10 protein-coding genes are annotated in these 15,533 nt (G+C 40.1%); all 10 read left to right on the top strand.

The annotated features are described in order from the left end of the window. The first annotated feature begins 742 nt into the window (after nt 1–742). The 10 genes from H5119_RS18635 (at nt 743) to H5119_RS18590 (ending at nt 15,116) form a co-directional block, all read left to right on the top strand. The gene (locus tag H5119_RS18635; protein WP_182703296.1) at nt 743–1,621 is read left to right on the top strand and encodes an NAD(P)-dependent oxidoreductase; all 879 of its coding nucleotides are present in this window, start codon (nt 743–745) and stop codon (nt 1,619–1,621) included. 121 nt (nt 1,622–1,742) lie between these two features. Further along, nucleotides 1,743–4,013, top strand: coding sequence for a polysaccharide lyase 6 family protein (locus tag H5119_RS18630; RefSeq protein WP_182703295.1), 2,271 nt, complete (start codon nt 1,743–1,745; stop codon nt 4,011–4,013). A gap of 49 nt (nt 4,014–4,062) precedes the next feature. Beyond that, complete coding sequence (locus tag H5119_RS18625) at nt 4,063–6,273, top strand: heparinase II/III family protein (RefSeq protein ID WP_182703294.1); 2,211 nt, start codon at nt 4,063–4,065, stop codon at nt 6,271–6,273. A 5-nt stretch (nt 6,274–6,278) separates the two neighbouring features. Beyond that, nucleotides 6,279–6,623 (top strand): cupin domain-containing protein, encoded by a 345-nt coding sequence (locus tag H5119_RS18620; RefSeq protein WP_182703293.1) that lies wholly within the window; start codon nt 6,279–6,281, stop codon nt 6,621–6,623. A gap of 2 nt (nt 6,624–6,625) precedes the next feature. Then, nucleotides 6,626–7,933 (top strand): MFS transporter, encoded by a 1,308-nt coding sequence (locus H5119_RS18615; RefSeq protein ID WP_182703292.1) that lies wholly within the window; start codon nt 6,626–6,628, stop codon nt 7,931–7,933. Nucleotides 7,934–8,007: 74 nt separating this feature from the next. Beyond that, on the top strand, nt 8,008–8,940 hold the full coding sequence (locus tag H5119_RS18610) for a sugar kinase (RefSeq protein ID WP_182703291.1): 933 nt from the start codon (nt 8,008–8,010) through the stop codon (nt 8,938–8,940). A gap of 66 nt (nt 8,941–9,006) precedes the next feature. Beyond that, a complete protein-coding gene (gene eda, locus H5119_RS18605) occupies nt 9,007–9,624 on the top strand; it encodes a bifunctional 4-hydroxy-2-oxoglutarate aldolase/2-dehydro-3-deoxy-phosphogluconate aldolase (RefSeq protein ID WP_182703290.1) in 618 nt (205 codons plus the stop codon). A gap of 14 nt (nt 9,625–9,638) precedes the next feature. Beyond that, a complete protein-coding gene (gene fbaA, locus H5119_RS18600) occupies nt 9,639–10,721 on the top strand; it encodes a class II fructose-bisphosphate aldolase (protein WP_182703289.1) in 1,083 nt (360 codons plus the stop codon). Further along, nucleotides 10,718–11,680 (top strand): class 1 fructose-bisphosphatase, encoded by a 963-nt coding sequence (locus H5119_RS18595; RefSeq protein ID WP_182703288.1) that lies wholly within the window; start codon nt 10,718–10,720, stop codon nt 11,678–11,680. The genes fbaA and H5119_RS18595 overlap by 4 nt, the downstream gene beginning before the upstream one ends. Nucleotides 11,681–12,080: 400 nt before the next feature. Continuing rightward, nucleotides 12,081–15,116 (top strand): TonB-dependent receptor, encoded by a 3,036-nt coding sequence (locus H5119_RS18590; protein ID WP_182703287.1) that lies wholly within the window; start codon nt 12,081–12,083, stop codon nt 15,114–15,116. Nucleotides 15,117–15,533 lie beyond the last annotated feature (417 nt).

The raw sequence follows: 15,533 nt of genomic DNA, 5'->3' as shown, positions 1-15,533 counted from the left end.
AATAGGCGATAACGCAGCATAAATGCCAAACATGCGCTGCCCTTTGGGTTCTTTCTAGGGACGATTAACTCTTTGTTGCTCGGTTTTTACTTAGCCCACTAGGTTACAAACCTCGCGCCGCGATTAAATCGCCCCTAGATTGAACAGATTTCAATCCACAAAGGTCAACACGCCCTAGAGTAACGCAGGAGTAGTTACCGAGCCTGCTCGATTACAAACCTCACGTCGCGATTTAATCACCCCTAGATAGAACAAATTTTAATCCTGAAATTAGCATTAACCCCGTTTTACTTTGTTTAGCTCTCGATAAAAATTAACTAATGCTAAATTGGTAAATCTTACCTTGCTGAATTGCCGCTTGTTATTACCAATTTAATTTCTATTGTAAATCTTTAAGAAACAATGGCTTTGACTCTTTGCTTTGTTATCTAATTATCTGTTTTTAATTGCTTTATTTGATTTTTATGATGTTTTTAATCTGATTTTATTATTAGTTTAGTTATTTTTTCATTACCTTTTTTGAGTGGTTTTGTTAAATTGGTTGACAAATTGGTCGTCAAATAATACTGTTTTTATAATCTGATTGGTAATTTTTAATTTAAGCTGCTTACCCATCAGTATAAAGTCTAGAGTTACGCCATGTTAGGAGTAACTCATAGGAGCTAATAAAGCGAAGTCGGGTCACTGTTACTAAGCTAACGAATAGCGTGAAAACAAGCGCTCAACAATTTAGGAGTTATTCATGTCTAAACCAACTATCGGTTTTATCGGACTAGGCCTTATGGGCGGTAATATGGTCGAAAATTTACAAAATAAAGGCTATGAGCTGATTGTAATGGACCTCAATAAAGGTGCGGTTGCTGCATGTGTTGAACGTGGAGCGAAAACAGTGTCAACCGCGAAAGAGCTCGCAGCAGCAGCTGATATCGTGATGCTGTGCTTAACCACATCAGAAATCGTTGAAAAAGTTGTTTACGCAGAAGATGGTTTACTTGCTGGTTTTAAAGCAGATTCAGTATTAATAGACTTTGGTACATCAATTCCTGCTTCGACCAAGAAAATTGGTGCCGATCTCGCTGCAAAAGGCGTGGGTATGATTGATGCACCATTAGGTCGAACTCCTGCACATGCAAAAGATGGCTTGTTAAATATCATGGCTGCAGGTGATTTAGGAACATTTAATAAAGTTAAACCTGTTCTACAAGAGCAAGGCGAAAATGTTTTTCATTTAGGTGAGCTAGGTGCTGGTCATACAACTAAATTAATCAATAACTTTATGGGTATGACAACGGTTTGCGCTATGTCGCAAGCTTTTGCTGTGGCAGATCGCGCCGGTGTTGATCGTCAACAGTTGTTCGACATTATGTCAACTGGGCCGTCAAATTCCCCATTTATGCATTTCTGCAAAAACTATGCAGTTGATGGTGTAAGTGATCTAGGTTTCTCAATTGCAAATGCAAACAAAGACTTAGGTTATTTTTTACAGATGGTAGAAGACTTAGGAACTGTGTCTAAAATTGCCGAAGGCTCATCGGCTAACTTGCAAGCTGCATTTGATGCGGGTATGGCTCAAGGAAATGTACCGGAGATCTTCGACTACTTTAAAAAATTAGACAAGTAATTCTTGTAAATTTTAGGCGCTAAATAGCCGGATTATTTAGCGCCAACACACACTATAAAGTTGGTGATGCAGAATGCTCTTTTGGTTTATCTGCCTATCCTAGTTTAAAAAAGAGTTAACTATGCGATTGATTAATTTAACTATAATAAAATTAAGCCTAGTTATCCTTGGTTGTATTTCAACAGCGACAACAGCCAAAGACTACTTTGTTGACAACAAACAAGCTTACACAGATATTGCCAAAGCCTTAAAAGCGGGTGATAAAGTTATTCTAAAAAATGGTACTTGGACAGACTTTGAGATTTTATTTCAAGGTCAAGGTACAGAAAAGTCTCCTATTGAGTTGACTGCACAAACGAAAGGTAAAGTTATTTTATCTGGGCAGTCTAACTTGCGCCTTGCAGGGCAATATCTTCAAGCAAGTGGTTTAGTTTTTAAAAACGGCTACACGCCAACGTCGGCGGCCATTGAATTTCGTCGTAATAAAAATGAACTAGCCTACCACTCTCGCGTTTTCGAAATGGTTATTGATAATTACAATAATCCAGATAAACGTGAATCTGATTACTGGGTGGCGTTATATGGCAAACATAACCGTTTTGATCATAATCATCTCGTTGGCAAGCGTAACAAAGGGGTGACTCTGGCAGTGCGTTTAAATAGCAAGCAAAGTCAGCAAAACTATCATCAAATTGATCATAATTACTTTGGTTACAGACCCACCTTTGGTTCTAACGGCGGTGAAACTATCCGCATTGGTACCAGCCATTACTCACTTACTGACTCACATACATTAGTTGATAATAATTACTTTGAACAAACCAACGGCGAAGTCGAAATTATCTCGATTAAATCGGGTAAAAATATTGTACGCAACAACGTGTTTTACGAAGCACGCGGCACACTTACCATGCGCCATGGTAACGGTAATCTAATAGAAGAGAATATATTTTTTGGTAATGGTGTTGAGCATACAGGCGGTATCCGCCTTATCAATAAAGATCAAATTATTCGTAATAACTACCTAGAAGGGCTAACAGGCTTTCGTTTTGGTAGTGGGTTTACAGTAATGAATGGCGTACCAAATTCGCCAATTAACCGCTATCACCAAGTAGAAAACGCACAAATAGAAAACAACACCTTTGTTAATGTACGTCATATCCAATTAGCTGCGGGCAGTGATGCTGAGCGAAGTGCTGTGCCAATTAATAGCGTGATGAAAAACAACTTAATTATTAATGATGATCAGGTGCAACCTTTCAGTGCATTTGATGATGTTAGTGGCATTGAATTCTCTAATAATGTTGCCAACTCAAGCGTACTTAACGCGCTAAGGTATGGTGTAAAACAAACAGCAGTTGAGATGAAGCGCAATAAAAATGGTTTACTTTACCCTACCTCAAATATGCCTGCGGTTGGCGCGAAAGCCGATTTAAAAGTGATAGCAAAAAAAGAGACCGGTGTAACTTGGTATCCAAAAGTGCCAGCGGTTATCGCTTTTGACTCAGGTAAAACACATGCTGTATCGGGTTCAGCTAAGTCATTATTAACTGCAATAGAGCTGGCTAAATCGGGGGATGTCCTTGAGCTTGAATCAGGTCAGTTTGATGTTTCTAAACTGGTTGTTATTGATAAAGTATTAACAATTAAGGCTCGCCAACAAGCAAAAGCGACCCTCACATTTCAACGCTCAAGCTTATTTGAAATACACGACGGTGGGAGCTTAAAGCTCGATGGGCTAATCATTTCAGGGCAAAGTAGTCCCGATTCGGCTGGTAATACTGTAATCAGAACGCAAAAGTGGGGGATGGTCGATAACTATCGTTTGATCATGCTGAATTCTCACTTAGTGAACCTTGATATTAACCACACTTTTGATTTTTTCAAAACAGGTAAAGGTGCGCTGGCGGATGAAATAACACTAATTAATAATAAATTCGATGGAGTATCTGGCGATATTTTACGCCTTGACAGCGAAACTGAAGATTTAGGGATATACAACGCTGACTACGTAACCCTTAGTGATAATAGTTTTAGCAATATCGGCGGTAGCTTAGTCACGCTTTATCGCGGTGGCACAGATGAAAGTACTTTTGGTCCTCACTTTATAATGACGAATAATTCGCTAAGTAATGTAGGGCTTGGGAAACGCAATAAACGTAATGCCAGTATTTTCGTCCATGGTGTGCAAGTTACTAATATCAATAAGAATACATTTGTTAACTCAGCTCCTGTTATTGTTGAGCATACAGTCGGTGAGCCAAAAACTTCGATCATTAACAATATCTTTGATAGCACTGATGAGCCAAGTGTTACTGAGCTTAGAGTTGCAGGGCCGCACACGGCCATTTTAAAAAACAATAAAGTATTTAACCTAAGCTCTGAATTGTAAATTTCTTAATCAGAGTTCAGGTAAATTAATAATTAGTGGAGTGTTATTGATGTCATTATTAAGCTTACAAACAAAATTAACAGCGGGGGTTATGTCGGTTGTGCTTGCTATTGCCTCGTTTAGCTCATTGGCCGCACATCCTAATTTAGTGATCACGCAAAATGATGTTATAAAAATGCGCAGCGCTCTTGATAGCAAAGGTCATTTTAGTGAGCGTTATTACAGTTTAAAATCACAAGTTGATCAAGAAATAGCATTTCCAAGTGTGGTGCCCGTGCCTAAAGATGGCGGCGGTGGTTACACCCATGAACGCCATAAAAAGAATTATCAACTAATGTACCGAGCAGGGATCATTTATCAGCTTAGCCAAGAGCAGAAATATGCTGACTACGTTCGTGACATGTTACTGCAATACGCCGCGTTGTATCCTAGTTTAGATGTGCACCCTAAGCGTAAAGTAAAGTCCCAAAATCCAGGTAAATTATTTTGGCAAAGCTTAAATGAAGCAATGTGGTTGGTGTATACCATTCAGGCCTATGATCTGGTTCATGATGCATTAACGGATCAACAGATCAATACCATTGAGCAACAGTTATTACGTCCAGTTGCTTTATTTCTATCCGAAGGGCAACCAACTACGTTTAATAAAGTACATAATCATGGCACGTGGGCAACAGCTGGCGTAGGTATGGCGGGTTATGTAATGAATGAGCCTGAATGGGTTGAAAAAGCATTGTATGATTTGGATAAGTCAGGCAAAGGAGGTTTTTTAAAGCAACTTGATTTGTTGTTTTCACCGCAAGGCTATTATAACGAAGGGCCTTATTATCAACGTTTTGCGTTATTACCATTTGTCACTTTTGCCCAAGCGATTGCTCACAATGAGCCTGAGCGAAAAATTGCCGAGCATCGAGATGGTATATTGCTAAAAGCAATTGATACGACAATTCAACTTAGCTACAACGGTTTGTTTTTCCCTATTAACGATGCGATTAAGAGTAAAGGAATTGATACCATTGAGCTTGTCCATGGCGTAACTGTTGCTTATAGCTTAACAAATGACACCGGTTATTTAGATATTGCTAAACAACAAGGGCAAATCATTTTATCCGGTGATGGTTTAAAAGTGGCGCAGGCGCTGGATAAAGGTTTAGCAACACCTTATGAGTTTAAATCGGCCGCATTTGGCGATGGTAACGACGGTAAGCAAGGTGCGTTAGTTGTAATGCGAACGCAAGTGGGTGGCAATCAAGCACTACTGTTTAAACCTGCTGCACAAGGTTTAGGGCACGGTCATTTTGATAAGTTAACGTGGCAGTTTTACGACCACGGTAATGAAATTGTATCTGATTATGGCGCAGCCCGTTTTTTAAATGTAGAAGCTAAATACGGCGGCCGTTACCTGCCAGAAAATAATAGCTACGCTAAACAAACGGTTGCTCATAATACGGTTGTAGTGGATGAAACAAGCCATTTTAATGCCAGTGTGAGTGTTGGTAATCGCAATGCCCCAACACTTAATTTTTTTGAAACATCTAACTTGGGCACAGTCTCAAGTGGTGAAATAAGCACTGCATATAAAGGGGTTGAGCTAGCGCGAACACTTGCCTTAATTAACGTACCAGATCTTGATAGCACAGTTGCGCTTGATGTATTTGACGTTACAGCACAGGCTGAACACCAGTTCGATTTACCGCTTCACTACAAAGGTCAACTTATAGATACCAGCTTTGCACTGCGTGCTAACACAACACAATTAGCTGCACTGGGTTCTAAAAATGGCTATCAGCACTTGTGGCTTAAAGGGCAAGCAAAACCCAAAAATGGGTTAGCTAAAGTAACGTGGCTAAACGACAACGGGCGCTTTTACACCCAAACAAGCTTAGTCAAAGGTGATGAGTCTTTTTTGTTTACTCAAATAGGTGCAAACGATCCTAACTTTAATTTACGCAACGAAAATGGCTTTATTCGCCGCGTAAACGGGCAAAAAAAGCATACGTTTGTATCGGTATTAGAGCCTCACGGTGAATACAACCCGAGTAAAGAATATACGTTAGAGGCTGTTAGTAGAGTTACAAAGCTTGAATATAGCCAGCAAGGCGATTTAACACTTGTTGAACTTGATATTAAAGGCAAGTCCTATTTAGTGGCTATTAATAAAGCACAAAACGCAACCAACAACACATTCACATTTAAAAATAAAGAGTTCACCTTAAATGGCCGACTAGCCGTTTATGCGATGAAAAATAATCAGGAGTAAACAGAATGCAAAAGCAAAGCGCACATTTTTCATTTGGTAACGAGACTAAAATTGAAGACCTAGGAAATGGCTTGAAACGTCAAATGTTAGGCTATAACGAAGAGTTGATGGCGGTAAAAATTTGGTTTGCACAAGGCGCTATTGGTTATAACCATGCACACCGTCATTCACAAGTTACTTATGTAGTTGAAGGTGAGTTTCATTTTAATATTGATGGTGTTACTAAAATATTAAAACCAGGGGACAGTTGTTTTATTCCGCCATTTGTAGATCATGGTGCGACGTGCCCAACAGGCGGTATTTTAATCGATACCTTTAGTCCAGCTCGTGAAGATTTTCTTGGGGAATAACTATGCAACTTAAAGGTTTACGTTGGTGGGTTATCGCATTAATTGCGCTTGCTACCATCATTAATTACATCGATCGCCAAGCGCTTAGTGTGCTTTGGCCGGACATTGTTGAAGATTTATTCCCTGATGAATCTGCATTAGAGCGTAAACAAATTTACGCTAACATCTCTATTGTATTTGTATTTGCCTATGCATTTGGTCAGGCCATCTTTGGTAAAGTATTTGACTGGGTAGGTACTCGTTTAGGCTTTGTTTTATCAATAGGAGTTTGGTCTATTGCAACGATTGCGCATGCATTTGCTCAAGGTGTGCTTAGCTTTAGTATTTTTCGCGCTATTTTAGGCGTAGCAGAAGCCGGTAACTGGCCAGGTGCGGCCAAAGGCAATGCTGAATGGTTTCCAACTAAAGAGCGGGCCTTAGCACAGGGTATTTTTAACTCTGGGGCTGCTATAGGTGGCATTATTGCTATTCCCTTAATAGCTTACTTAACGATTTATTTTAGCTGGCAAATGGTGTTTGTTGTTATTGGTGTTTTGGGCTTTCTTTGGTTAGTGCCTTGGTTAATTTTAGTAAAAGCACCGCCTAGCTCCCACCCTTGGCTTACGGCACAAGAACGCGAATATATTTTAACAGGTCAAAGACGTGTTGATGATAACGGCGATGTTACTGGTGAAGATGAAGAAGAATATAATCCTTCAACAAAAGAGCTTTTATCTCGTAAACAAAGCTGGGGCGTAATTATTGCCTCTGCTGCCATTGACCCTATTTGGTGGTTATTTGTTTTTTGGATCCCAATTTACTTAAACGAAGTGTATGGCATGGACGTTAAGTCTATCGGCATATACGGTTGGGTTCCTTATGTGGGTGCAATGTTTGGCGCTTGGTTTGGTGGCTTATTGGCTCAAAATCGACTCAAAGCCGGCTGGAACACAGATAAAACACGTAAGCTCACTATTACGCTGGGCTGTTTAATTATGTTACCTGCGTTACTTGCAATGGCAAATCCAGGTGGACCAACGACAGCAGTGCTAATTATGGCGGTTATATTATTTGGTTTTCAAACTGCCATTGGTAACGTGCAAACACTACCAAGTGATTTGTTAGGTAAAAAAGCAGTGGGTACATTATCAGGTTTCTCTGGTATGGCGGCAAAACTGGGTGCTGTAGGTCTTACATCGCTTGTGCCTATTCTTACTGCTGATGGTAACTACGCGCCAGCATTTATTATTGGTGCCTCTTTAGCCATTATTGCAATGGCAGCTGTTTGGATTTTAATTCCAAAAATAGAACCTCTTAAAAAGCCTCAATAATCTAGAGAATAACTGCTATGCCAACATATTTTGTATAAGTGCATAGCAGTTAACTACATAGGGTAACTTCCAAGATGAAAAATATTTACTTTATCGGTGAATGCATGGTCGAGCTTAGAGCTATGAGCGCAGGCGCACTACACCAATCATTTGCAGGCGATGTTTATAATTCTGCAGTGTATTTAAAACGTAGCTTCCCAGAGGTTACTACTTCGGTTGTTACGGCTTTAGGTCAAGATAATTTAAGTAAAAAAATGCTAGAACGCTTTGAAAGTGAACAAATAAATACGCAACTTGTATTTGCTCACGACACCAAAGTACCTGGTATGTACTACATAGAAACTGATGAGCATGGTGAGCGTAGCTTTATTTATTGGCGCAATGATTCTGCAGCTAAAAAGGTTGTTGATTTTTTAGATGCTGATGCACTCGAGCAGCTTAGCCAAGGTGATATGTTTTTCTTTTCAGGAATTTCATTAGCAATAATTGAAGAAAGTGCACGCGAGCAATTTTGGAAATTGGTAAAGCAGCTTAAAGATGCAGGGGTTAAAATAGTTTTCGATCCTAACTACAGAGCGCGTTTGTGGAATAGTGTAGAGGAAACTAAAGAGCAATATCATTTAGCCTTTACGCTTGCAGATATTACCCTACCAGGCGTTGAAGATTTAACAACACTTTATGACGTTCATAGCGTAGAAGCGGTTGTTGAATATTTAAAGCCTTACAAAATTGAAGAAATTGTTGTTAAAAATGGCCCTGAATCGGTAGTCACTAAGCAAGGCGATACGCTTCAAAGCCACACGATAATACCGGTAACAAATGTTGTAGATACAACATCCGCAGGCGATGCCTTTAACGGTGTTTATTTAGGGGCTCGTTTATCGGATAAATCAATTTCAAGTGCTGTACATCTTGCTGCAAAAGCGGCTGGTGCTGTTATCCAACAACCAGGCGCTATTGTTCCAAAAGATATATTTCAGCTAGCAATGGCTGAAGCTGGGATTTAACAAAATAATTAAACATTAAAGGCCGCCATACATCGGCCGCATTACTTTTTATAAAGGAACAACGTTATGACTCGCTTTTCTGAACTTATGTCAGGACAAACACTGCTACCTATAATTCAAGCTGACACGCCAGAGCAAGGTGTTCAAGTAGCAAAAGCTATGGCTAACGCTGGCCTAACTTTAGTTGAGGTGGTACTAAGAACAGAGGCTTCAATAGAGGCATTAAAAGCTATTAAAGCACAAGTGCCTGAGTTAAAAGTCGGCGCAGGTACAGTCATAAATACTGACATTTTAGCGCAAGCACTTGAAGCGGGTTCTGACTTTATTGTAACGCCAGCGGTGTCTCCTACGTTACTTGAAGCACTTGCTAAATGTAATGTGCCGGTACTTCCTGGTGTATCAAACACCGGTGATATTTTAATGGCGCTTGAATATGGCTTTGAAGAGCAAAAATTATTCCCAGCTTCGCTAGCTGGTGGAGCACCTTTTGTATTCGCCGTGTCGTCAGTATTTAGAGCCGTCAGCTTTTGCCCTACAGGTGGCGTTAGCGAAAGTAACAAAATGGACTATCTTTCTTTAAATAATGTATTCGCCGTTGGCGGTACTTGGATAGCTAAAAAAGAGTGGGTTGAACAAGAAAATTGGCAAGCAATTACTGATTCTTGTATCCAGGCTCTAAAGTAGAAAGGATCAGATAAATGAATTATTTAGCCCCCACAATACTGCCAGGCGTCATCGTTGGCGACGAAGTCAATGCGGTGTACGAACATGCACGTACACATCAATATGCGTTACCTGCGGTAAATGTTGTTAGTACAACATCTATCAATGCGACGCTAGAAGCTGCTAAAAAGAAAAATTCCCCCGTTATTATTCAGCTTTCTAATGGTGGAGCACAATTTTTTTGTGGTAAAAGCTTATCTTTACCAGAGCAACAATCAGCGGTACTTGGGGCGGTAAGTGCTGCAAGGTATGTACACTCGGTTGCAGCGCATTATGAAGTTGCAGTGATGCTTCATACTGATCATGCAGCTAAAAAGCTTTTACCTTGGATTGATGGTTTGCTTGATGAAGGTGAAAGACACTTTGAACTGACTGGCAAACCACTGTTCAGCTCGCATATGATTGATCTGTCAGAAGAGCCGCTTGAGGAAAATATCGAAATTTGCGAACGTTATTTAGCGCGTATGGCAAAAATAGGCATGACGCTTGAAATTGAGCTTGGCTGCACAGGCGGCGAAGAAGACGGTGTTGATAACTCACACCTAGACAGCTCTGCTTTATATACTCAACCTGAAGATGTTGCATTTGCTTACGAACGTTTAAGTCGTATTAGCCCTAACTTTATAATTGCAGCGTCTTTTGGCAATGTGCATGGCGTTTACAAGCCTGGTAATGTAGTACTTACGCCAACTATTTTAAAAGAATCGCAAGCCTACGTATCAGAAAAATTTAATTTACCAAGCAACTCAATTAACTTTGTATTTCATGGTGGAAGTGGTTCTGAGTACGATAAAATTGCAGAGTCTTTAACCTATGGCGTAGTTAAAATGAATATTGATACTGATACACAATGGGCGTGTTGGACAGGTATTTTAGATTACTACAAAGACAAGCAAGCATATCTGCAAGGGCAAATTGGTAACCCTGATGGGGATGATAAGCCAAACAAAAAATATTACGACCCTCGTGTATGGCTGCGTCATTCAGAGCAAAGTATGGTTGCAAGGCTAGAGCAATGCTTTGACGATCTAAATTGTGTAAACAGGTATAGCGCATGAAAAGACTAAATACAGTATTGAAAGAAGACGGTGTAAATACCGACCTTATTTTACTTATTCGCACAATTTTAGCGACCAGTAAAGAGATAGCCTTTCGAGTAAGCCAAGGTGAATTAGCCGGTGTTTTAGGCTCAACATTGAACGAAAACATTCAAGGTGAAGTTCAAAAAAAGCTTGATGTAATCGCAAACCAACTACTTAAAGACATACTACTTGACGACAGCAGCGTAAGAACCGTTGCATCAGAGGAAGAAGATCATGCGGTAGGTGGTCATCCTGAAGGTCAATTTATTGTTGCTTTTGACCCACTAGATGGCTCGTCTAATATTGATGTTAACGGCCAAATAGGCACTATATTTACTATTTATTTAGCCCGTGACGATGTTTCTTTTGACAGCGACGAGCAATTTAGCCAGCCAGGTGTAAATCAAGTCTGTGCAGGTTATGTGTTATATGGGCCTTCATCATTACTTGTAATGAGCACTGGCGGTCCAACACGTTGTTATACATTAGATTCAACACATGGCGGTTACTTACTTACAAATAAGCAGTTGAGTGTGCCAGAGCAGAGTCGTGAATTTGCCGTTAATATGGCTAACTACCGTTATTGGGACGAAGCAACACAAGTGTATTTTGATAAATTGCTATACACCTGTGAAAGCTTTGAAAAAAGCTCAATGCGCTGGAATGCAGCGATGGTAGGCGATGTTCATCGTATTTTATGCCGAGGCGGGTTATTTTTGTATCCACAAGATAAACGCACGGGTAACGATAACGGAAAAATAAGACTGCTTTATGAAGCAAACCCGTTAGCGCTTTTGGTTGAAAACTCAGGTGGTAAAGCAACCTCTAGAGGAACGCGAATTTTAGATATTGCGCCAACGAGCTTGCATCAACGAGTACCTGTCGCTTTGGGCTCAAATGAGCCTGTAGAATTTTATAATAACGCCATGTCATAAAGCTGCTCTAAATATAAAAATAAAGAAGGGGCGAGAGTGTTGCCTCTGCTTTATCTTTTGCACCCCATCTAATGCATACTTAAAAGCCATTTCTATAATTTACTGGGCCTATTGTAAGTAAATTCAACCTAGTCAGCGCTGAAAATAGCTGCTTGAGGTAGATTTATTATCCAGCGTTCAAGTTAGTGATTATTGCTCACCGCTCTAAACTGTTTTTCGGGATTGGTAAGTTGCTTATTTTAAATTGGTAATATATTTATTTTTGTTTGGTAATTTTTTAATTGTTAAATTGGTTGATCAAAAGTTTGTGTTTGAGTATATTAGCGCCAGAAGGTACATAAAATAAACATAACAAGTTAACACACTCAAATCACACAATAACAACCAACGGGGCATAAAAATGTCGTTGAAGTCATCAAAAAATAATAATTCTATAACAGGGCAGTTTGCATTAACTCCAATAGCAAAATGGGTAAGAACGGCTGCAATCGCAGGTATTGCTGGTTCATGCGTTTTTTCAGCGCATGCACAACAAGAGCAAGGAAAAACGACAGAAGTAGAGCCTGACGTTGAGATTATTAGCGTTACAGGGACTCGTAGAACAATACAAGACCAAATAGCGATCAAGCGCGAGTCAACAACCGTTGTTGACGGACTTTCATCCGAAGATATTGGTGACTTACCCGCATTGTCTATTGGTGAAGCGCTGGAATCAATTACAGGTGCTGCATCCCACCGCGAAAATGGCGGTGCTACAGAAATAACTATTCGTGGTCTTGGCCCATTTTTAAGTGCTACTCATATCAATGGCCGTGAAGCGACCAATGGAAGCGGTGACCGTTCAGTGAATTTTTCACAGTTTCCATCTGAGCTTGTAAAAAAAGTAGCGATATATAAAACACAAGATGCGTCAATGATCGAAGGCGGTGTAGCGGGTGTTATAGCACTTGAAACAGTAACGCCATTGGATTTTGGTAAGCAACGTGTATCGGGTGAAGTTAAATTAAATTACAACCCAGATGAAGGAAATATAGAAAATTCACTGCAAAGTGATTTAGGTTATCGTGGCACATTTAGCTACGTTGATCAGTTTGAATTTGACAGCGGGCAAGCTGTTGGTATCTCGTTTGGCGTACAACGCCAAGATATTAGCCAACCAGAAGCTGAATACAGAAGTTCAAGCCCATCAGGCTCTTCATTATGGGCGTGTTTAAATGATCCGACTAATATTAATGAAGGTTTTTATCGTAGTAAAGCGGGTGATTGTGAAGACCAAGTAAGTGGTGATAAATTAAAAAACCAAGGTTACCAAAGCAAAGTTGATCCACAAACGGGTAAAGCAATAAGTGATGGTACGCCTTATGCGTGGACTGGCAGTAGCCGAAGCTATCGTCAAAACGAGACATCCGATGAACGTGATTCAGTATTCTTTGCATTACAGTACCAACCTTCGGCTGAGTGGGATATCAACTTTGATACACAAATATCTGATAGAACACAAAGAGAAGCTCGCCACGATTTAATTTTTTTACAAAAGCGCGCAACACCCGACGTTACAGGTCCAACACTTGTTACTAACGATGTCGGCAGTATTCTTCATTGGGAAGGTGAAGAGCGTATTGAATCTGCAGGTGAGCAATTTTATCGTGAGGAAAACTACCGTGGTTACGGCCTGAATATTGAGCATACTGTTACCGATAAGCTAACTGTCAGCCTTGATTTAGCGTATTCACAAACAGAACGCGAAGAATTACAAATATCAAACCGTGGTAGAACTGCTGATCGTAATTATTTTTCATGGGATATGGGGGACGAAATTCCTCATTTCACCCTCACTGACTTTGATGTAACAGATATTTCAAACTTCACGGATGGTTTAAGAACAAGGCTTGATCGCGAAAATGTACGCGAAAATAAAGTCGTATCAGCGCGATTAGACTTCGATTACGCATTAGATAGCGGCATGTTCACAAGCATTGAAGGTGGCATTAGAACCTCTGAGTTAAGTTTTACTCAATTTGGTGGTAATCAAGGTAACGGTGCTAGAGCTGAATATACAATAGGCGATGAGTCAGCTCTTGAAATATTAAAAGCATGTCAGATTGATTTTCCAGAATCCGGTTTTTTATCTGGTGTATCTGATGGTGATATAGTGACTAACGTAGATAGTGACGCAAATGTTATTGCAAGCGGTACGGGATCATCTTGGGCAACGTACGATAATGTATGTTTTTCACAAGCAGTAGCGGCAACAGATGCTGACTTTAATGGAACGTTTGCATATCCAGATGTAGAGTATAAAAATGCAGGCACTATTGATGTAACTGAAAAAACAACGTCATTTTACCTAATGGCAAATTACGACACTGAAATGTTTGGCAAGTTTGTACGTGGTAACGTTGGTCTGCGTATTGTTGACACCGATGTTACATCAATTGGCTTTAGAACTAATTATAGCGTTAATGTTGATGATGCAACGGGGGCCATTTCACTCGCTCCTGGCGACACATTAGAAAAAAATACAGGAGGCGGAAGTTATACTAAATACCTGCCTAGCTTTAACTTAGTTGTAGATTATAGTGAAAATATTCTACTACGTGCGGGCATTTATCGTGGTATGTCTCGCGCTGATCCTGCAAATTTAGGTTTTGATCGTGACTTTGTTACCGATGATGATTCTGTTGCCCTTTCACTTTCTGATTTATTAACAGTTAATGGTTCAGGGAATCCTGACACTCAGCCACTTATGTCTTGGAACTACGATGCTGCATTTGAATGGTATCCAAATGAAGATTCAATTTTTGCATTAAGCCTTTACTACAAGCAGTTTCAAGGTGGCTTTCAGCAACAAACAGTCGTTGAAGATTACCTCGTAGGTGGTGAAACGGTTTCTCTTCCTGTTACTAACTCAGTAACGACCGATGATGAAAGTGAGATTTTAGGTCTAGAAGCGTCATTTTCATACCGTTGGGATAATGGTATTGGCGTAAAGTTTGGTTATAACTTCGCTGACACTGATTTTGAATTTGAAGATAGCTTATACGGTGATACATTTGCTACTGATCTTGATGGCAATACAACACAATTAACGAAAGGTATTGTTGAGTCGGGTTCGGTTCCTGGGTTCTCTAAGCATGTATTTAGTAGCCAGCTTTACTACCAAATTGGCGACTTTGATGCGGCGGTTATTTACAAATATCGTAGCGAATATTTCCAACCATATACAAGCAATGGCACGCGCCTGCGTTATGTTGATGGTGTAGGTGTGTGGGAAATGCGCGCATCATACAAAATCGACGAACATTTCAGAGTTAAAGCTGAAGTAATCAACTTATTTAGTGCACCTAAATCACAAGACTTCTTTGTTGAAGGTAACCTAGGTGAAGTGAATGACTATGGTCCGCGTTTATTCTTGGGTTTAAGCTACAGACTGTAGTTCCATTTAGACGGATATACCTAAAACCCCAATGAGGGCCTGTTTATCTTTCGAGGTTGAATTTGCAGCAGTGTGTTTGGTATTTAGGCAAGGCAGCGCCTATGTAGTGTGGTTATTCCCCATAAATAGGCGATAACGTAGCATAAATGCTAAACATACGCTGCCCGAAGGGTTCTGCCTAGGGGGAATTTACTCTTTGTTGCTCGGTTTTTACTTAGCCCACTAGGTTACAAACCTCGCGCCGCGATTAAATCCCCCCTAGATTGAACGAATTTTAATCCACAAAGGTCAGCAGATGTATGGACTCCCACTTCCCTCAGGAGTAACGTAATAAGCGATAAAACTTTTACCAAGGAGCCCATACATGTTTGATTGTAATGTAATCGCAATTGATTTAGCAAAAAATTTATTTCAGGT

The sequence above is a fragment of the Pseudoalteromonas sp. SG45-5 genome, assembly GCF_014164085.1.
GTDB classification, from domain to species: Bacteria; Pseudomonadota; Gammaproteobacteria; order Enterobacterales; family Alteromonadaceae; genus Pseudoalteromonas; species Pseudoalteromonas aliena.
This window is presented reverse-complemented; position numbering and strand designations above follow the sequence as displayed.

Excerpts from the sequence above, each read along its gene's own strand:
- eda (WP_182703290.1), top strand. The coding sequence starts at position 9,007 with ATGACTCGCTTTTCTGAACTTATGTCAGGACAAACACTGCTACCTATA.
- H5119_RS18625 (WP_182703294.1), top strand. The coding sequence starts at position 4,063 with ATGTCATTATTAAGCTTACAAACAAAATTAACAGCGGGGGTTATGTCG.
- H5119_RS18635 (WP_182703296.1), top strand. The coding sequence starts at position 743 with ATGTCTAAACCAACTATCGGTTTTATCGGACTAGGCCTTATGGGCGGT.
- H5119_RS18615 (WP_182703292.1), top strand. The coding sequence starts at position 6,626 with ATGCAACTTAAAGGTTTACGTTGGTGGGTTATCGCATTAATTGCGCTT.
- H5119_RS18595 (WP_182703288.1), top strand. The coding sequence starts at position 10,718 with ATGAAAAGACTAAATACAGTATTGAAAGAAGACGGTGTAAATACCGAC.
- H5119_RS18610 (WP_182703291.1), top strand. The coding sequence starts at position 8,008 with ATGAAAAATATTTACTTTATCGGTGAATGCATGGTCGAGCTTAGAGCT.
- H5119_RS18630 (WP_182703295.1), top strand. The coding sequence starts at position 1,743 with ATGCGATTGATTAATTTAACTATAATAAAATTAAGCCTAGTTATCCTT.
- H5119_RS18590 (WP_182703287.1), top strand. The coding sequence starts at position 12,081 with ATGTCGTTGAAGTCATCAAAAAATAATAATTCTATAACAGGGCAGTTT.
- fbaA (WP_182703289.1), top strand. The coding sequence starts at position 9,639 with ATGAATTATTTAGCCCCCACAATACTGCCAGGCGTCATCGTTGGCGAC.
- H5119_RS18620 (WP_182703293.1), top strand. The coding sequence starts at position 6,279 with ATGCAAAAGCAAAGCGCACATTTTTCATTTGGTAACGAGACTAAAATT.